At 46.0% G+C, this 20,786-nt stretch carries 15 protein-coding genes; all 15 read right to left on the bottom strand.

Going from position 1 to position 20,786, the window contains the following annotated elements; all coding sequences use genetic code 11:
• Positions 1-7: 7 nt before the first annotated feature.
• Positions 8-2,098, bottom strand: a complete 2,091-nt coding sequence (locus M2404_RS11330) for a DUF1302 domain-containing protein (protein WP_259239846.1) — start codon at positions 2,096-2,098, stop codon at positions 8-10.
• 318 nt (positions 2,099-2,416) lie between these two features.
• Positions 2,417-2,638 (bottom strand): DUF2835 family protein, encoded by a 222-nt coding sequence (locus tag M2404_RS11325; protein WP_259239845.1) that lies wholly within the window; start codon positions 2,636-2,638, stop codon positions 2,417-2,419.
• On the bottom strand, positions 2,638-5,223 hold the full coding sequence (gene pepN, locus M2404_RS11320) for an aminopeptidase N (RefSeq protein ID WP_259239844.1): 2,586 nt from the start codon (positions 5,221-5,223) through the stop codon (positions 2,638-2,640). Before pepN ends, M2404_RS11325 begins: the two co-directional genes overlap by 1 nt.
• Positions 5,224-5,302: 79 nt before the next feature.
• A complete protein-coding gene (nhaC, locus tag M2404_RS11315) occupies positions 5,303-6,769 on the bottom strand; it encodes a Na+/H+ antiporter NhaC (RefSeq protein WP_259239843.1) in 1,467 nt (488 codons plus the stop codon).
• 78 nt (positions 6,770-6,847) lie between these two features.
• Entirely contained in the window at positions 6,848-8,179 is a 1,332-nt protein-coding gene (locus M2404_RS11310) for a sodium-dependent transporter (protein WP_259239842.1), read from the bottom strand.
• Between the two features lie 86 nt (positions 8,180-8,265).
• Complete coding sequence (gene prc, locus M2404_RS11305; protein ID WP_259239840.1) at positions 8,266-10,290, bottom strand: carboxy terminal-processing peptidase; 2,025 nt, start codon at positions 10,288-10,290, stop codon at positions 8,266-8,268.
• A 17-nt stretch (positions 10,291-10,307) separates the two neighbouring features.
• Entirely contained in the window at positions 10,308-11,027 is a 720-nt protein-coding gene (gene proQ, locus M2404_RS11300; protein ID WP_259239839.1) for an RNA chaperone ProQ, read from the bottom strand.
• The gene (locus M2404_RS11295) at positions 11,014-11,322 is read right to left on the bottom strand and encodes a hypothetical protein (RefSeq protein ID WP_259239838.1); all 309 of its coding nucleotides are present in this window, start codon (positions 11,320-11,322) and stop codon (positions 11,014-11,016) included. The genes proQ and M2404_RS11295 overlap by 14 nt, the downstream gene beginning before the upstream one ends.
• Positions 11,319-11,792, bottom strand: a complete 474-nt coding sequence (locus tag M2404_RS11290) for a GAF domain-containing protein (protein ID WP_259239837.1) — start codon at positions 11,790-11,792, stop codon at positions 11,319-11,321. Before M2404_RS11290 ends, M2404_RS11295 begins: the two co-directional genes overlap by 4 nt.
• 151 nt (positions 11,793-11,943) lie before the next feature.
• On the bottom strand, positions 11,944-13,782 hold the full coding sequence (locus M2404_RS11285; RefSeq protein WP_259239836.1) for a protein kinase domain-containing protein: 1,839 nt from the start codon (positions 13,780-13,782) through the stop codon (positions 11,944-11,946).
• A gap of 85 nt (positions 13,783-13,867) precedes the next feature.
• Positions 13,868-15,430, bottom strand: a complete 1,563-nt coding sequence (locus M2404_RS11280) for a dihydrolipoyllysine-residue acetyltransferase (protein WP_259239835.1) — start codon at positions 15,428-15,430, stop codon at positions 13,868-13,870.
• Between the two features lie 11 nt (positions 15,431-15,441).
• Positions 15,442-16,419, bottom strand: coding sequence for an alpha-ketoacid dehydrogenase subunit beta (locus M2404_RS11275; protein WP_259239834.1), 978 nt, complete (start codon positions 16,417-16,419; stop codon positions 15,442-15,444).
• Positions 16,419-17,603, bottom strand: a complete 1,185-nt coding sequence (locus M2404_RS11270; RefSeq protein ID WP_259239833.1) for a thiamine pyrophosphate-dependent dehydrogenase E1 component subunit alpha — start codon at positions 17,601-17,603, stop codon at positions 16,419-16,421. The genes M2404_RS11275 and M2404_RS11270 overlap by 1 nt, the downstream gene beginning before the upstream one ends.
• Positions 17,604-17,884: 281 nt before the next feature.
• Complete coding sequence (astE, locus tag M2404_RS11265; protein WP_259239832.1) at positions 17,885-18,955, bottom strand: succinylglutamate desuccinylase; 1,071 nt, start codon at positions 18,953-18,955, stop codon at positions 17,885-17,887.
• Positions 18,956-19,027: 72 nt separating this feature from the next.
• Complete coding sequence (locus M2404_RS11260; protein WP_259239831.1) at positions 19,028-20,785, bottom strand: GGDEF domain-containing protein; 1,758 nt, start codon at positions 20,783-20,785, stop codon at positions 19,028-19,030.
• Between the last annotated feature and the right edge of the window lies 1 nt (position 20,786).

Genomic DNA, 20,786 nt, shown 5'->3' with positions numbered 1-20,786 from the left:
TCGTCCCTTAAATAGAGTACTTAATGTTAAAAGAGATAAAGTCACGGTCTTCTACGTTATTTGTTGTGCCTTGACCGCCCCAAAACATGTTGTATGACACTTCGCCTGACCACTTATTCAGATAATCAAAGCTGATGGCATACGCGAGCGACTTGCGATCTTCGACAAACAAAAATAACGGATCAGGTGTAATACCGTTAACATCATGCGAGAACACAATACGTTGCGACAGGTTTACCCCGGCAAACACATTGTTGTAATCGGCTTTAGCCAATAAACGGTAACCCCAGGCCGATGCCGTTGGGAACGGGTTTGTTTCAGCGCCGTTTGACAAACCTGTATGCAAACCATCTTTGTTTACCAGATTGCCATTCGCATCCCAGCCTAACAATGGTCCACCGCTACGATCAGTGTTCGGACCATTCAAACGTAAAACGCTCTGATCCGGCATATCCTGAATGCGGATACCGCCAACCTCAGCCAGCATTGACAAATTATCAGCGCCCAGTGACGGGCCAAATAAGTGCGTAAATGTCATCTGAGCCTGAATAGTGTCTCTTAAGATAAAGCCGTTAGCTTTCTGGCCAGGCTGTACCTTAACACCAATATCACGGCCAATTTGAGAAATACCCGCTAAATCAGGGCGTAAGCCAGCATTAGCAAGTTGCTCCGGCATACCGGCATACAAAATTTCCACATCGTCAATTTGTAAAGGTTCATCCTGACGGTAGGCTAATTCACCGGCTACAGAGGTATTACCTAGAGTGGTGTTAAAACTAAAACCATAAAGCTGAATATCTTCAGGATATTCAATGAGCGCCTTTGAAAACGCTGCCAGGCTGGTAATGTTGTCTTTAGTTACACCACCGGTTGCAGCCATAGTTGCCAAGCGGCCAATATCCGCTGAAATCTGTGAAAAATCTGAGGCAATACCTGAAATAACCGGTACACGGCTATGATAGTTCATGTAATACACAGCAAATTCTGTGTCATTGAGGTTCGGCGCGAAATATTCAAATTTAATACCGTACTCACCACCGTCTTTAGGCTCTACTTCACCGGCACTGCCGTAAGGGCGCAAAGTTACTTTCGTTGGGTAAGCCAGGTAAGCCTGCGCAGCCAGCGCCGGATCAAGCACACCACCGGCAACAGCAGAGCCCAGCGTATTCAGACTGGCCAGCACATGAGCAAGGTCAATATCCGGGTTACCGGCAAAGCCTAACTGTACGTTCTGTAAATAACCACCTTCTCCGGCAAAGTCATTGGTAGAAAAATAAGTGCCCGGCACTGGCAGATAACTGTTTACCCACTGGTATTGGTAAAACAACTCGGTTGACAGATTGTCAGTTAAACCAATGCTGATGGTTGCCATACCAACCGGAATATACGCTTCTTTTAACTCAGCACCTGGCGCACGCGCTACACCAACATCAATAGGGGTAATATTAATACCGTGCTGGATCAGGGTACTTTCACCCCAGCTTAATACCTGTTGTCCTACTTTCACGGTAACCGGGTTCATACCGTTGTTAAAACTGAAATTACCGTAGACATAGGCATCCAGCAGGCGGATATCACGACAGGTTAAATCCCTTGCATCTTTGTCGGCACAAGGATCAACTTTCTGACCAGATACCGGGTTGGTATAAGCCCCGTCTTTGTCCATCAGTGCAAAGTCGTAAAAATACATAAAGCGGGTAAACAAACCGATATTGTCTTTGGTAACAGAAAGCTCATGCAAACCTTTAAACAGGCTGCTGAACATATCGCCCTTGTCATAGTTCAGGTTACCGGCGTCACCATTACTTGAGTAAGCTCCCGGTTCCTGCCAGATTTGCGATGGTAAATAGATATTGTTCGTTGCGGCGTTGTATCCGTCCCAATCGAAACGGGGGTGATTCACTTTACTGATTGTATCCCAATTTCTGTCCTCAGCACGCCAGCTACCGCCGTAAGAGAAAGTGGAGTCGAAAGTGATATTTACATCACCCAAACTCCAGGATGCTGCATGCACCGGTGCCATTGACAAGGCAAACAGCGCCGATGCAACACCTAAGGCTAAGGGATTCTTAGCAAAGGTTATTGACCTTTTATTCATCTGATTATCTCCCCCTGTCCCGCAGGTTTTTATAAGTGTCTTTTTAGTTATATTGTCAAGCCAACTGATCAGAGCTCAGCTTACTTCATTAAAATAATTACATCATTTCAAGCTGCAAGCAAGGCTTGCCGTTACGTAAATCTGTTGATTTTTATTCAGTTTTTTTCAAAAACGGCTATGTTTTAAGCTTTTTTACCATGCTCTGGTTTAACCTTTTCAGTACCGAGCCTAACAAGCAGCTATAAGCTAATGAAATTAAAGGTCAAACCAGCAATAACTGCAAGCTATTGTTTTAATTCACCGTTTAAAGTACATACTCTAATTAATTTTTTCCAACGCAATAAAACTATCGTTCTCTGCCAACGTTAAACGAAAACGCCCACGCAAACCGTTCATATCAACATAACGCTGAAAATGCCTAAACTGTAGCTGAACGCGCTCGCCATTGTCTGTGGTAACTATCACGTATTTAATATCTCCGCGATAATAACCATAGCACTGTTCAGCGCTGAGGCTGGCATTAAAAAAATATCTGCGCATCAATTCAGACTTCGGCTAACCTTTTCATACACATCATTGCTGATATTACTTTGCCCTGCAATCTGCTGCAGTGCGGCACGCATCTGCTGTTGGCGATCGGTGTCAAACCGCCGCCAGCTTAATAAAGGCGTAACCAACCTGGCTGCCACCTGTGGGTTAAGTGGATCGAGCCGCAATACGGTGTCAGCGAGTAGTTGATATCCTTTGCCATCAGCACGGTGAAATTGCTGTGGATTACGCAAACTAAAGGCCGAAAACAAGGCCCGCACCCGGTTAGGGTTTTTCCAGCTAAATAACGGATGCATCAGCATGGTATCTATCTCTTCAAACACTTGCTCGCCGGATTGCGATGCCACCAGCGCAAAACATTTGTCCATCACTAAGGCATCGTGTTGCCAACGCTTGCCAAAGTCATTAATCAATTGACTAAATACTTCGTTTTCTGATTGCTGGGCAGCGGTTAAAGCCGCCATTGTATCGGTCATATTATCTGAGTTGGCATAGTGCGCATGCAGCAGTGATTGATAGTTATTGAGTTGTGCCAGATAATTCAGACACACTGCACGCAATCTGCGCACGCCAACATCCTGGTCCTGATATTGATAAGGCCCGATTTTGAGTGCGTTATAACAATTGCTGAACGATGCGGCCAGTTGCTCTGCCAGCAGCTGTTTAAACTGATTGAGGCAACTTAGCAGGCTATCTACCGGGATCAGCTGATATTGCTCTGCCAGCGTATCAAAATCCGGTAGTGTCAGTAATTCTGCAGTCATCGCCTTGTCTGAGCCGGGCTGCTCCAGCCAGTGTTGCAGTAGTTTAAATAGCGCTGGCGGTAATACAACCCCGGTAGCACCTTCTGCAACTTGCTGCGCTATCTTGCGGCTCCAGAACTGCTGCATGGCATCCCAGCGCGCGACGCCGTCAGTAGCCTGACTGGCTATAAATAATAAGTCGTCATCAGTGTATTGCGCAGATAATTTCACCGGGGCAGAAAAATGCTCCAGCCATACCACAACGGGGGCTTCTGTTATGCCCTCAAACAAATATTGCTGTTCAATCTCATTCAGCAATAATAAATGCCGCTGTGACGCTTTGCCCTTATACAGCAATTCAATTTGCACCGGTATCAGTAATGGTTGTTTGTCTGTCTGTTCAGTTGTCGGGGGTGTTTGCTGAGTTAGCGACACTACTAACTGTGAACGTGTTGCATCATAGTGCTGGGTTGCCGTTAAAAGTGGTGTACCAGACTGGCTGTACCATAAACGAAACTGTGATAAATCCTGTGCCGCAACATCCTGCATGGCCTGCAAAAAATCATCACAGGTTGCAGCCTGGCCATCATGGCGCTGCAGGTACAGCGCCAGCCCCTTGGCAAAAGTATCGCGCCCCAGCAAGGTTTGCAGCATGCGGATCACTTCGGCGCCTTTATCGTATACTGTCACTGTGTAGAAGTTGTTCATCTCCAGCACTTGCTCTGGCCTTATCGGATGTGCCATCGGGCTGGCATCCTCAGCAAACTGAGCTGTGCGTATCAGCTTAACTGCATCTATACGGCATAATGTGGCAGAGCCCATATCGGCACTGAATTCCTGATCGCGAAAAACTGTTAAACCTTCTTTCAGGCTAAGCTGAAACCAGTCACGGCAGGTAACACGGTTGCCGGTCCAGTTATGAAAGTATTCATGGCCAATAATTGACTCTATATTAAAATAATCACGGTCAGTTGCACTGGCAGCGTCAGCTAACACATACTTGCTATTAAAAATATTCAGGCCTTTGTTTTCCATGGCTCCCATGTTAAAGAAGTCAACCGCGACTACCATGTAAATATCCAAATCATATTCCAGGCCGTAACGTTGCTCGTCCCATTGCATCGCGCGCTTTAACGACTCAAGAGCAAAGCTGCCTTTGGTTATCGCACCTTTATCAACAAACAGCTGCAAGCTTACTTTACGGCCAGATTGAGTAACAAACTCATCGGTCAGAACATCAAAATCTCCGGCAACCAAAGCAAACAAATAGCACGGCTTTGGAAATGGATCATGCCACTGCACTACCCTTAAGCCTTGATCGTCAATATGTTCAGATATCTTATTACCATTAGATAATAAATACGGATAACGTTTGGCATCGGCTTTAATAGTGACTTTATATTCTGCCAATACATCTGGCCGGTCCGGAAAATAACTGATACGGCGAAAGCCCTCTGCCTCGCATTGTGTGCAGTAAGTGTCACCAGCCATGTACAAACCTTCAAGCGCAGTATTATGCTGCGGCGCAATATCACAAATAATGGTCAGCTCACACTGTTGCGCAACAGTAAATATGGTCAGGCTTTCTGCATCAAGCTGGTAATCTGCCGCGCCCAGCAGCCGTCCGTCAATTGCCACGCTGATCAGCGTCAACTGCTGTCCGTCAAGCTTCAGCGCTACATCCGCCAGATTGCGCTTAATTTGTAATACAGAAGTAACCCGGGTGGCTTCTGCATCCAGTTCACAACACAAATCGACATGGCTAATGCTAAAAGCAGGCGCTGTGTAATCTGCAAGGCGCTTGGCCGTGCGCGGTAAATTATTCTGCGACATAAACAGGCTTCCGGTAAAATGAAAACGATACAGCTAAGTATAATGACGAAAAAGCCTGAACAACTCAGGCTTTTTCCAACTAAACTTTAGCAGCTTGAGGCCTGACGGAGTCAGGAGGGGTCAGGCGTAGTATTTTAATACCGCAGTAGGCATAAATAATAGCTAACAGCGGATTGATAAGATTAAAGAAGGCATAAAACGCATAATCCAGCGGGCTAACCTGCAGCACGCTGTGCATATAAGCACCACAGGTATTCCACGGTATCAGTGGGCTAGTAATAGTACCGCCGTCTTCCAAAGTGCGTGATAAATTCACTGGTGCCAGCCCCCGGCGCTCATACTCTTCTTTAAACATTCGGCCGGGCATAACAATCGACATATATTGATCGGCCGTTAGTACATTAGTGACAAAGCAGGTAGCAATAGTGCTGGTAATTAACGAGCCGGTACTACGGGCGAAATGCAAAATTGACGTAACAAATTTACGCAGCAGACCTATTTTTTCAATGGTAGCGCCAAACATCATGGCAGTAAAAACCAACCACACGGTGTTAAGCATGCTGGACATGCCTCCCCCGCTGAGCAAATCATTCAGGCTGTCGTTGCCGGTATCAATGCTAAAACCAGCATGCAGGGTATGCCAAACCAACTTGGTAATACCTAAGGCTGCGGGTATATCCTGCTCAACCAGGCGGCTTAATAATTCTGACTGAAAGAACACCGCCCACAATGCTCCCAGCAAAGCCCCGATAAATACCGTTGGGAAAGCCGGAACCTTCTTTATAGCCATAGCCAGCAGAACAAATAACGGCACCAGCGATACAATACTGATAGAAAAGTTTTGTTTTAACACATCGCTGATTTGCTCAATGCGCATCAAATCAGAGCTGACATCAGAGTTAAACCCGATAATAGTAAACAAGAGCAAAGCCAGTACAAAACTGGGAATGGTAGTCCAGAGCATATGCCTGATATGGCCGAACAAGTCAGCACCGGCAACAGCAGGTGCCAGATTGGTTGTTTCACTCAGTGGCGATAACTTATCACCAAAGTATGCACCTGATACTATGGCACCGGCTGTAATCGCCGGAGACAGCCCAAGGCCGCCGGCAACGCCAATTAAAGCTACACCTATTGTGGCTGCAGTAGTCCAGGAACTACCAATACTCATTGCTACAATGCCGCACAATAAACAGCTTGCGGCATAAAACCAGCTTGGGCTTAAAATTTGTAAACCATAGTAAATCAGCGTTGGCACGGTACCGGACAACATCCAGGTACCAATTAACGCTCCTACTGATAACAGGATCAACACCGCCCCTAAAGACAGCGAAATCCCCTTCACCATGGCTTTCTCTATCACCGACCAGCGATAACCATTTTTAAGGCCTACAACAACCGCTACAGCCGTTGCCATAAATAAGGCTATCTGATTAGGCCCGTAAGATGAATTGTCGCCAAATAAATACACTGATGCAGACAAAAGAATTATCAACACCAGCAAGGGAATAGCGGCATCGAGAAAACTGGGTTGTTTTTCAGACATGGATTATGGCTCCCATTGGTAAAAGGCGCCTGCAGCGCCTGACACCTTTATTATTGTTATGCTTATATTCGTTGTTGTTTACAAAGACCGGTAGAACATGATGGCTATAATCAGTGGACAGACAAACTTAACGTACCATGGCCAAATCCGCCAGAACCAACTGAACTCCGCCTGTGAATCGCCCTTTTTCAATTCTTGCAAAATGGCATTACGATTCCAGACCCAGCCAGCAAATATACACAGCATTAAACCAAGTAAAGGCTGGCTGTAACGGGTTGTTAATGTAATAACAAAGCCAAACAAGCTATCGAAATTGAAAATAATAGCAAGGCTGGCAGCAAAAATGACGGCAGCAACTAACCAAACAGCCTTTTGTCTGGCAACATTACGGTGCTCCACCATATACGACACCGGAACTTCCAGCATTGAGATAGACGAAGTAAGAGCGGCAATAGACATAAGCAGAAAAAAAGCCAGGGCTATCAGCAAGCCAACCATACCCATGGTACTAAACAATGACGGTAGTACGGTAAAGATAAGCGTATCTTCGGCTAATAACTGCCCGCTTTCACCGAAAATTTGCACGCCGTTGTGCAAAGCAACATACATTGCCGGAATAATCAGCAAACCCGCTAACACGGCCACACCAATATCAACCAAAGATACCGCGGCACCTAGCTTGGGCAGGTTTTCTGTATGGCTAACATAGGAGCCATAAATTAGCATAGTACCAACGCCAAGTGACATGGAGAAAAACGCCTGGCCCATCGCACTAATCAGTAAATCAGGGTTGAGTGCTTCTGCAAAATCAGGCAGAAGATAAACCTTAAGCCCTTCCATTGCACCTTGTTGAGTCATTACATAGGCAAACAGCAGCACCAAAATAATAAATAAGGTTGGCATCAGCCTGACAGACCAACGCTCAATGCCGTTAACCACTCCACCGCTGACAATACCCACCGTAAGCAACATAAACAGTGCGCAAAAAATGGTATTGCGGCTTAGTGAAAATGAAACAAGCCAATCTGCAAAATTATTAAGGCCCGCGAGAGTAGCAAGAGCTTCCACGGCATAAGCCAGCATCCAGCCCCCGACGATGCCATAAAAAGCCAGGATCAGTGAAACGGTAATAAGGCCGCAAATACCGACAATACGCCCGGATCTGCCTTTGGATATCTGCCCGAGCGCATCAACCACATTAGACTTGGTTGCACGACCAATTAATAACTCGGCCATTAACACCGGATAGGCCAACAAAAAAGCCAGGATCAGATACATTAATACAAAAGCGGCACCGCCATTACTGGCAACCTGAGACGGAAAACCCCATATATTCCCCAATCCGACTGCTGATCCTGATGCCGCCAGAACAAAGCCGATCCTCGATGAAAACTCACCGCGTGCACTCATAGTTAAACCTTTATAATTATTATGTTTTTCAATTAACAAAAAGCGGTAATTAATACCGCCTTATAGGGTGTGTTTATAGCTTAAAACTATTTCTTAGCCAGCCGCGTTACGGCTTTCAGATCAGCTGTAATATTGGCAGCCTCTTCCAAAAAGGCATCTATTTTTTCTACCTGCTCCGGCACGTCATCAAGTGACGTAACTTCAGGTAAACCCAGACGCTTTAACCGCTCGTTAGTGCGTACCAACTGCTTTGCTTTATTTTCATCACGTTCAGCAACGCGGTTTGCCTCACGCAAAGATACCGTTTTATCGCTGATCTGCTGCTTATAATCAGCAATGTCCTGCATCAGGTATTGAAACTCAACTTCTTTACTAATGCGGGCCTGGTGTTTTTGCTGCAATGCAGGCAAAAACTGGGAAAGATCATTTAATGTAGTGTAATTTGCTGCATTAATTGAATCCCACGGTAAAGCATATTGTTCTTTACTCTCACCCCACTCTGCCGGATCTATGGCCGTAGGGAATTGTATATCAGGGATCACACCTTTGTGCTGTGTACTGCCGCCGTTAATACGGTAGAACTTGGCTATAGTATACTGCACGCTGCCCAGAGGGCTTTCAAACATGTCGTAAATACGGCCCAGACCACGGTGTTGCTGCACGGTGCCTTTACCAAAAGTCTGCTCGCCGACAATTAAAGCCCGGCCATAGTCCTGCATAGCGGCAGCAAAAATCTCTGATGCTGAAGCGCTGTAACGATCTACCATTACCGTTAACGGGCCATCGTAGTAGCTGACGCCGTCGTTGTCTTGCGATACAGATACCTTACCGTCACCTTCACGGATTTGTACCACCGGACCACGGTCAATAAACAAACCGGTCAGTAAGGTGGCTTCCTGTAAGGACCCTCCACCGTTACCGCGTAAATCAACAATGATGCCGTCAACTTTTTCTGTTTTTAAGTCAGCCAGCAGCTTTTTAACATCGTCGGCAAGATTATTATAGAAACCTGGAATGCTAATCACGCCGATTTTCTGGTCCAGTTCAGATAATACCGGCTTAAACACTTCTGCTTTTGCCGCCCGGTCTTCCAAACGAATTTTATCACGCACTATAGTAATAACCTGAGCCTGGCTGGTGCCGATATCATTTGCACCAACAACCTGCAGCCGAACAGTGCTACCTTTAGGGCCCTTAATCAGGTCTACCACGTCATCCAGTCGCCAGCCGATAACATCAACAAACTCGGTTTTATCCTGCGCTACGCCAATAATTTTATCTTTCGGCTTTAACTTTTGCGTTAAGTCAGCCGGCCCGCCTGGCACCAGACTTTGTATTACGGTGTAGTCTTCGTCTGCACGCAGCACAGCACCGATCCCTTCAAGCGACAGGTTCATCTCTTGCTGAAAGCGATCAGCATTTCGGGGTGATAAATAAGAGGTATGGGCTTCAATGCTACGGGCAAAAGAATTCATTACCAACTGAAACACATCTTCGCTTTCCGTTTGGGCCAGACGCTTTTGCGTGTTGCGGTAACGCTTGGCTAAGATGTCATGAATCTCTTTAGTTTCTTTGCCTGCAAGTTTCAGGTTTAGCGCATCGAACTTAACTCTTTGCCGCCAAATTTCATTCAGCTCTGCAGTATCAGCAGGCCATGCAGCATTTTCCCGATCATAGGAGTACTGATCTTCAACGTTAAAGTCAAAACCTTTATCAAGCAGTTGCAGAGCATAATCAAAACGCTCAGAACGCCGCTTAAGTGTCAGGTTAAACATATCAAACGCAAAACTCAGATTGCCTTTGTTGATACCATCATCGAACTGATCACGGTACTTCTCAAAGCCTTCAACATCGGCTTTAGTTAATACATTACGATAATAGTCGAGGTTTTTAAGATAGGTATCAAACATTCTGGAAGACAGTGCATCATCCAATTGCACATTGGTGTAATGCCCCCGGGTAAACAGTGCGGCGATGCGTTTACTGGCCGTGGCGTGTTGTGCATCCTGTGCCACAGTAGGCAGTACCAGAGGTTCTTTTACCGCCTCAGGAGCGGCATGAAGACCAAAGGCGACAAGAAGTGCTATTGCTAGTGCTGAATGTTTTTTCATAAGCTACTCTGTGTTGTTCAGGCTATAAACAAGCTGTCCTGACGTGTTTTCACAACCATACCAGAACCCAATTGCACAGTCACATCGTCTTTATGCACTTCCAGTACCGTTGCAGGCATGGGATTTTGCCCAAGTTTAATCAGCACTTTACCGCCAACTATCACCTGGCCTGTCGCAACTGGCTGCAAGGCAACAGCTGGCGCAGGAGCTTTTTCTGGCTGTGATTGAGAAACAGGTTTCTGGTTAACCTTAGTGCTTTTAGAGGGAAGAATTGCTTTTTTGTTCGGTGTTTTTTTGTAAGCAGGTTTGTCTGGCGTGGCTGGCTGCGGATTTTTTGCCTTTGCTTCAGCCAGTTTAGCTTTGCGTTTTTCAGCAGCTTTAGCCTTACTTTCATCTAATAATTTACTGGCATGCTCTGCCTGAGAAGCATCAATAGGCTCGCCGGCAACACCATCTAAATCTATCCGGGCTACGCCTTCCTTGGTTGCTTCTAAATACCGCCAACTGGAGGTATAAATTCTCAGTGCCTGGCGTAACTGTGTTTTACTGACGGTGATATCATTTTGCAAACGCTCGGCTAAATCCTGAAAAATACCGATTTTCAGTGGCTTGGCTTCACCAGTTAGGCTAAAACATGCCGGGAACTGGGTTGCCAGATAGGCCAGTACATCTTTTACTGTTGCCGCTTTTACATTTTGTTCAGTTGGGGTGGTCATTAACGCTTCACTCTTCTTCATCTGCGGCATCCGCATCCGGCTTGCCTTCTTCCAGCTGTTGGCGAACATAAGCCAACGCCCAATCTATTAGTTCATCTTCATCAGCTTCCAGCAGCACTGTGCCACCACGCAATTCATCCCAGATAGCGGGCAATAAGTGCTCAACCTGAGCGCTGCTGATATCTTCCGGTAAACTTTGCCATACAGCATGATAAACAGCATTTATCTTATCGGTTACCAGTTCTTCTTCACCTTCCCAGTCGCCGATATCTGCCTGATCAAACAAATAATCGTGAATAGAAATTGTATCTTTCATAATACTGCAGCCAAATGCTGTTCAAACAACGCAATCAGCTGTTCAAGGCCGGCTTGATCATCTGCATCAAACCGTGCCAGGCTGGGGCTGTCTATATCCAGCACAGCAATAATTTCACCGTTGTGGCGCAGTGGCAGCACAATTTCTGAATTACTGGCGGCATCGCAGGCAATGTGACCGGGGAATTCGTGCACATCTTTTACCAGTTGCACTTGCCCGGTAGCAACAGCCGTACCGCAAACGCCCTTTCCTACGGCAATACGCACGCAGGCTACCAGCCCTTGAAAAGGCCCTAACACCAATTCATCTGCACGCATAATATAAAAGCCAGCCCAATTTAAATCTGGTAGCTGATTAAACAACAATGCACTGAGGTTAGCCATATTGGCAATCAGATCGGTTTCGCCGTCGATCAACGCCTGCGCTTGCTGGTTTAGCAAACGGTACAACGCGGTTTTATCGGTAGACATGAAATATAGGTTTCTGACTAATGCTCAAAACCCGTACATTACTCGTTTTGCCTGAAAATTTAAACCACTTCAGGACAAAGATTTCCCCGGCCAGCCTGTTTTAATGCTGAACTGAGCCTGTTTGGCTGAGATTTGTACAGCTCACCGGCTGTCAGTCGGTTATTTTATGAGGGTTTGACGGATAATAACACACAGGTTGTTGCGCCTGATGGCTGAAAAAACGCGTATCTTTGTATGGCAACTTCATAAAGCCGCCAACCCCTTCACCGCTAATTAGTGAAACCTTAGCCAGAATATTTTGTAATAAGCGGTTAAATTCGAGCTCAGCTGCCGGGTCCAGTAAACGATAATAGCTGTGGATTTTCATATATAAGGCACTAACCTCAAATATAATACAGCCAGTGTGGCGGATTAAATTAAGCCGGGCGATGTCGTCCATAATGGCATCAGGTAACACTAACTGCTCGTCAGGATCTCTGCCATCTTCAAAATAGGAATGTTGCTTGCTGGCATCTTCAGTACTTAGTACCGGAGCCAACTGGTAAGGGATGTGAGCATCGCTGGCGGCAATAAATGGCTCAGCAGTACTATTACGGCTGATATGGATGGTATTGCGGGCATTAAACAGACAGGCTTTAAAAATACCGACTTTGGCAATAGCACGCGCTAAAGTCACGACATTATTTACTGATAAAGCAAAAGATTCTGCCAGGCCGGTATCGTATAAATTCAGGCTGGAATCAATATAAATACCGCTGGCCTGCCAGTGAATAGCCAGGCCGCCAACCACAGGAAAGCGCGCCAGTCGGCTTACTGCTGCAACAAAGGCTTTTTCTGTTTCCCCCATACCGGCCAGATAATTTTTGTAGTAGCGCTCCAGTTGCACGTCATCAACATACGCAATACCTTCTTCTTCGCTGTGTTCACGTAAAAACGACTTACGTGACGAATATACTACCGTATCCAGCTCCCGCACCTGCGGACTGACCCAAACCGGCAGTTGCGCAATATCTGCAAACAAAGGCAGTTCTGGTAACACCAAATGCTTTAACCGTGGCATATGCTGTAAAAAATAATCACCGGCCTGAGCACGTAACTGAGCGTCATCAGACAACATGCTGTCAAGCATGGTGGCAAACTCAACCGGTAAGCCGAGGCTGCGTGCAGGTATGGCTTTGCTACCGAAACGGCAAGACTGGCCAGATGCCAGTGCATACAAGGTGCTGGCAACACCCTGCTCGTCAAATCTGGGGCTGGACAAAGCGCCGGTGCGTTGTTCCGGGCCAATAAAATACACATCGCCCATGCGGGCATTAGAGGTTTGTAAATCTGCCGACATCAATTGCATCACATTATTCGACAAGTACTGGCCGTTGGCATCTAACTGAGCAAACACCGACGAGCCCCAGTCAATTAAACTCACCAGACCACTTTGTGCATCAAACACCAGATTGGAGGGCTTAATGTCGCCATGTACTATTGGTTGTAGTTCACCCTCTTTGCTATGGCTGCGTAGCGCCTGCAATACATCTGCCAGCTGGCAGGCTATGTCAATTAACAACCGTGCGCTTAAACGGCCATGCTTTAAGCTGTAATGCTCTAAATCTATACCTTTGCCGCGCTGCATCATCAGGATACCTTGCTTTTTCACCACCTGATAGGTGATGTAGCGCGGTACGTTCGGGTGCAGTACCTGCGACAACATATAAGCTTCGTCAGCCAGCCGCTCCTGAATATGTTGCGGCAGATTAATACGGGAAAACTTAAACACACAGGCCTGACTGTTGACATCCAGCCCGGCAAACGCAAAACCGTAGGCGCCTTTTCCAATTAACTCTATGTCGCAGTAGCCAAGTTTTTCCAGCTCAGAAATGCACAATGCCACCCAATCTTTCAGCTTTTTAGCATCATTGGTATTTAACAGATAAACCGACTGCTCTTCGGGAATATAGAAATTACGCAGCTGGTTTTTATACTGTACTTGTGTCATCTGCAGCCTTATCACGTAAAAAAACCCACTACAATGAGTGGGTTTTAGCAGAAAGCCCGGTTAAAACCAAGCCTGACTTAACTTATTAGCGCATTGCTACCAGCATAGCTGACGGCTGCTCCAGATACTGCTTCCACAGGTTGGTAAAGCGCGCTATGGTACCACCGTCTATAACCCGATGATCGCCCGACCAGCTGATTTGCATCAGTTGGCGTGCTTCCACTTCACCTATGGCATTAAAACGAGGCAAAGTTTGCACTTTACCCAACGCCACTATCGCCAGTTCCGGCTTATTAATAATGGGCGTAGCGACCGTGCCGCCGATAGCACCGATATTGGAAATACTGATAGTACCGCCTTTTAAATCGGCCGGGCTGACGCGCCCTTCACGGGCCAGCTCTGTTAAACGGGTTAAATCATTAGCAATATCGATAATAGATTTACGCTGACAGCCTTTGATATTAGGCACCAGTAAACCAACTTTTGAATCTACTGCTATGCCGATATTATGATCGTCAAAATAGGTTAGCTCTGTGCAGTCTTTGTTAACTTGTGCATTCATCACCGGGAACTGATTAATTGCCAGCGACAACGCTTTAATGAAGAACGGCATCATAGTCAGCTTAACGCCCTGTTTGGCGTACTGATCTTTTAAGCTGCCACGAAGCGCTATCAGCTCGGTTAAATCAATCTCTTCACAGTAGGTAAAGTGCGGAATGGTTGAAACCGACTCTACCATCTGGCGCGCCATTGCCGCTTTAATACCTTTAATTGGCTCAGTGCGGCTACCACCACTGCTTGTTACTGTGGTTACGGCTTTTGTTGCCAGATTGGCTGGTGCATTCTGCGTTGGCGCAGTGTGTACTTTACCGTCAGCAAAAGCACGCACATCGTCTTTATATACACGGCCTTTATCACCGCTGCCTGGCACCTTGCTGATATCAATACTCAGCTCACGGGCTAAACGGCGAACCGCCGGGCTGGCCAGTGCTTTACCATTACCGGCACCGTCTGTTTTTTGTTGCATTGCACAGGCAGCCTTTGCCGGTGCGGCAGTTGTCGTGGCACTAACAGTGGCTGCCGCTTGCGGTTCTGATGCCATGCCAGCATGTTGCATAGCAAACAATGGCGCATGCACTTTGGCAATTTCGCCCTTGGCGTAATACAACTTGGTTACTTTACCTGAATACTTAGCCGGAATTTGCACCAAAGCTTTGTCGGTCATCACATCACATACCGGCTGATCTTCGGCAATATCATCGCCTTCTTTAACTAACCAGTCGACAATTTCGCACTCGACAATGCCTTCGCCAATATCAGGCAAAATAAAATCTTCGCTACCGGCAGAAGCTACCGCTGTAGGCGTAGCAACAGTTTCCGACTGCGCGGCATCCATCGGGCTATCTGTGCCTGCCAGTTGCATTTCAAACAACGGCGCATGCACTTTGGCAATATCGCCTTTGGCGTAGTACAGCTTTGACACCACGCCATTATGCACGGCAGGAATTTGCACCAGCGCTTTGTCGGTCATCACATCACACACGGGTTGATCTTCGCTGATGGTGTCACCTTCAGCCACCAGCCAGTCAACAATTTCACACTCAACAATACCTTCACCGATATCCGGCAGAATAAAATCTTTTTTCATTGCTGCCTCCGTTAAAAGTTAACTGAGCGTTTTATCGCTTCATAGGTTTTTAAGTGATCCGCCACGTATTCTTTTTCCAGTGCCAGCGGATATGGTGTATCCATACCGCACACCCGCTCAATCGGGCTTTCCAGGTGCAGAAAACACATTTTCTGGATGGTTGCGGCTATTTCACCGGCAAAGCCGCCGGTTAACGGCGCTTCATGGTTGATCAGTAAACGACCAGTTTTCTTAACTGACGCCGCTACCGTATCGGCATCCCACGGCAATATGCTGCGCAGGTCAATCACTTCACAGGAAATGCCATCTTTTTCAGCCATCTCAACGGCTTTTTGCACAATATCCATCTGCGCGCCCCAAGCCAGGATGGTAATATCCTTACCCTGCTGCGTTACCTCGGCTTTGCCCAGTTCAATTTCATAGTACTCTTCCGGCACTTCCCCAATGGAGGCGCGGTACAGCTTTTTCGGTTCAAAGAAAATAACCGGATCCGGGCAGGCTATAGAGGCTAACAACAAGCCTTTAGCCTGATAAGGGTCGCGTGGGATCACCACTTTTAAACCCGGCGTATGAGCAAAATAGGCCTCAGGTGACTGGCTGTGATAGTGGCCGCCGGCAATACCGCCGCCGTACGGGCTTCTGAACACTATACCACCGACATTAAATTCATTACCTGAGCGGTAGCGGAACTTGGCGGTTTCGTTAACGATCTGATCAAAAGCCGGGAAGATATAATCGGCAAACTGAATTTCAGCTACCGGCTTCATGCCCTGCGCCGCCATACCATTGGCAAAACCGGCAATGCCCTGCTCGGTTAATGGCGTATTAAAACAGCGTGCTTTGCCGTATTTTTCCTGCAGTTTGCTTGTGGCGCGAAACACGCCGCCAAAATGGCCAACGTCTTCACCAAAGCACACCACGCCGTCGTCTTTAGCCATGGCTAAATCAAGCGCATTATTAATGGCCTGCAACATGTTCATCTTTGCCATTAGTCTAATCTCCCCGCCGTTACCGGATACGCATCCGGGTATTTACGGATATGCGCTTTTAATTCATCTAATTGTTGTTGTAATGCCGGGATCGGTTCAGCGTATACATCAGAAATAAGGTGCTCAATACCAGGCTTCGCCACTTTTTCAGCCACTTTTAACGCATCAAGAATTTCGGTACGCAGTGCTTCAATAGTAGCTTTATCGTCAGCTTCGTTCAGCCAGCCTTTTTCAACCAACCATAAACGGAAACGAGCGATGGGATCATTCTGGCGCCACTTTTCTTCTTCTTCTTTTGAGCGGTAACCGCTTGGATCGTCAGACGAGGAATGCGCGCCCAGCCGATAAGCGATAGATTCAATTAATACCGGTTCGTTATGTTTCAGTGCATGGTCACGTGCCATTTTAGTGGCCTGGTACACGGCTAAAATATCCGCACCATCTACCCGTAACGCTTTCATGCCGTAACCAACCGCACGGCAGGCAATACCGTCGCCAACAAACTGCTCACTGGCCGGCGTTGAAATGGCATAACCATTGTTACGACAGAAAAAAATCACCGGTGCCTTGTGTACCGCTGCCATATTTAAGCCAGCATGGAAATCGCCTTCTGAGGCGGCACCTTCACCAAAATAACAAATGGTGGTATTAGCTAAACCACGCAGCTTTTGTGCGTAGGCATAACCACTGGCTTGCGGGATTTGTGTGCCCAGCGGTGACGATATCGTCATGTAATAAATATCTTTACTGCCGTAATGCACCGGCATCTGGCGGCCTTTACCTAAATCCTTTTCATTGGAGAACAGCTGGTTCATAAACTGCTCCAGCGTAAAACCACGATAACGCAGTGCGCCCTGTTCACGGTACTGCGCCATGATCATATCCTGCTCGGCTAATGCCGCAGCACTACCTACCGTAGTAGCCTCTTCGCCTAAACATTGCATATAAAAGCTGATGCGGCCCTGGCGCTGAGCTGCCAACATGCGCTCATCCAGCACACGGATAAACACCATGGTATCGTACATTTTAAGCGCAGTGGCTTTATCCAGTTCCGGCGCTACAGCGCCTTCGTACAGGCTACCGTCGTCACGTAAAATGCGTAATGTAGGAATTTTTAACGCATCACCGGCGGTAAACTCCGCAGTGTGCACCGTGGTTATGGTGGCGTTATTTGGGTTAGTCATAGGGTGTCTCTTGTTTGTTATACGTGTCAGACAGTTGGCAGCACTACCTGCCCGGCCTTGGTTTCAGGCTGGCAGCGCTTAACTTTTACTGTCCAGTATAGCGGCTTTAACCGCTCTCCCCGTTTTGTGCCTGACATAAGCATGCACCGGTGTATTCTGATTATTATCGGCGGCAACTTTACCTTTACGTAAACTGCATTGCAACCGAGGTATCCGCTCTGACAGGTGCCAGGCAGCAATGACTGTCAGCTTAAATTTACTCTTTACAAGATTTGTTTAGCTCAGGCCAGATTGTGCACCACTGTAGCAGGCACCACCATTAGCATTGCGCGCTGGCCAATTGCCACCTTAGGATTAGGAAATATAAGTGCTTCACCTTCCTGTTCTACCTTGTATTCAACACCAGCATCGCTGGCCAGTACCGTGCCTACCGGATAGCTGGTAAAGTTTTCTACATCATCGGCAAAATGCAATTTAAAGGCAGTAGTGTGTTTATTGATGGTGCGGTACACCTGATACAACTGAAACTGTTGTTCGTCAAAAGGTACAGTACTAACATTGTCTTCACTGATAAGCTGACGCAATGCAACGCTTACTTTGGCAAAACGTTGTATATCGTTCTGGCCAAAAGGCCTGACCTTACCTAACTCTATTGTAAAAGCATTGGCACCATGCGTATTAGAAGCGTAATAACTGAAAGTAGAAGCCGGAGTTTGCATTAGCAGCACAGTAGTTACATCACAGGCCTGTAAAAATTCAAATTCAGCTTTTTGCCAGGGTTTGCCGTGCAAGAAAGGATACACTGCAAATTTTTCATAGTGTGAGCCACGGATAGCAGTATGTAAATCATATAAAAATCGGTTACGCGGAACCGAATTGGTTACGCGTACCTCATTATAAAAACGACTGACATAATCTTCCAAAGCTCTAGCACGCTTACGTTCAGCATTAACTAAACCACTGCCGTTACTGTGATGGCCAGAAAACAGTCGGTTAAGGTTTTCTGTAATTTCACGTGTACCGGCGTTGATTGCAGGTGGATTACCAAATAATACAAGCAAGCGGTGTTTGAGCAATAATTTACCCAGCAGCAGCTCTTTTACCAGCTCAGCGCAAATTTCTATTGGTGCAGTTTCATTGCCGTGCACACCACAAGACAAAACGATATCTTTGGTACCGCTTTGGCAAAGCTCAGGCTCAAAGCATATTACGCCGGTATCCCAGATACTAACCTTAGTATTGTTATTTAATGTGAAGTGCGATGGCTGGATGCCATCAGGATTTGAAAGAGTCAGTTGTAGAAAATCGCCATGTTGCAGCAGTTGGGCGTGTTGGGTAGATAAGTGCGCCATGCGCCAGCTCCGGATTGTTGTAATGTGCTGATTCTACCGCAGTTACTGCACTCAGCCAAACCGGACGCTAAATCAGCTCAGATTTTCTGCGTACATTGATACCTGATCCCGCCCAGACTGCTTAGCTTTGTACATTGCCAGATCTGCATCGGCTAACAATTGTTTAAGCTGATAGCCAGACGTATCCGAAGAGCTGACACCAAAACTTGCACTCAGCGGGAATGTGTAGCCGCTATCTTTTGTGTCTATAGTGGCAATAGCATCGCGGCATATTTCGGCCATTAATGCAGCTTTATCAGCATGGCAACCTGGCAACACTACAGCAAACTCTTCCCCACCAATACGACCAAACACATCATTATTACGCATAAAGTTACGACAGGTTTTTACCACTTGCTGCAATGCCCAATCACCTGCGGCATGCCCATACTGATCATTTATATTTTTAAAATAATCCAGGTCGAACAAAATCAGTGCCGCAGGTTTTGCATCCAGCTCACAGTAATCCAATGCCACCTTAGCCTGATTGTTAAAGTGGTAACGGTTACTTATCCCGGTTAGCTGATCATACTCTGCAATCTTTTTAAAGCGTTTACGCCCTATTACAGCACGATAAGCTAGTACCGTCGAAAGAACAAGTATGGAAGACAATACAAGCATCACTAGTTTATTCTGTTTAACTTCTTGTTGATATAAATTTTTTTGTAAAGATAGAACTTCATTATCTTTGTCCAACAATGCGATTCTTTGATTTTTAATTGCACTATCGGCTTTTGCAAGATTATACGCAATTAATCCGGCTGTTTTTTCATTACTATAAGTTTGTTTTTTTGCTGTAAGTATTTCATGATACTCCAGTGCGCTAGGTATATCGCCCCTTACTTTACTTAACCGATAAAGTGTATCATACAACATAATTACGGAGGGGTTAATGCTCTGAGAGTCAATCTTACTGAGTGCCTGCATACCTACACTATAAGCCAGCTCCATTTGTCCATTATTCATATAGGCTGAGCTGAGCAAGGCATCATAAGCAACTATCAATATATTATAAGATGTATCCAACACTTCTTGTCTATTTTCATTAATCTCAATTATTGCTTTCGGCGGATCATTTACTATTAATGATTCTATTTTATAACTACGAATAATATTAGAATAAATAGGTTGCTTTGCCTCTAAACAAGCTGTTAATCCCGGCAGAAAAAATTGTTCAAATCTTTCAAAATCTCCCGACCTGAATAGAGCTTCAAGCTTAAATTGCCAGCCAAAACAAGCATAGCGCCCACCTCCAGACTCTCTTATCAGCTTTTCAGCATAATATAAACCGATATCAAATTGCTCTACTTGATTAAATACAAAAGACATGATACCTAGACCATGGTTTCGAGCATCTTTTTCTACCATATTTTGTAGTAGAACGTCATATACTTCCATGTAAGAAAAAACTTCATTATAGTTTTTTGAAATCATTAAAATATTAATTAATACACTCAATGACTTAAATTTAATGTATTCTGATTGTGAATTATCAACCAACCCTTTTAACATATCAATAGATTGCTGGCGTTGCCCCTTGAAGTTGAGGTGATAGGCTTTGAGAAATATATAGTGTTCCCGCTGCTCTGGGGATAATTGAGCTGTTTCTTGGCTAAGTAAGCCAATGATTTCATCAAATTTTTTAAAATCACTGGCTCTTAGTTCATCAGCCGCCTCCAACAGCTTAGATATATCTGTTTGTTGGGCAGCAATAAAATGGGAATAGAGCAAGCCAGCAATTAGCAAGCTTGTTTTACAACACGCATAAATTAGCTTTGACCATCGCAACATT

Origin of the sequence: Rheinheimera pacifica, from assembly GCF_024809855.1 — a bacterium.
GTDB classification, from domain to species: Bacteria; Pseudomonadota; Gammaproteobacteria; order Enterobacterales; family Alteromonadaceae; genus Alishewanella; species Alishewanella pacifica_A.
Note: the sequence above shows the minus strand (reverse complement) of the source record. Positions and strands in the feature narration are given on the sequence as shown.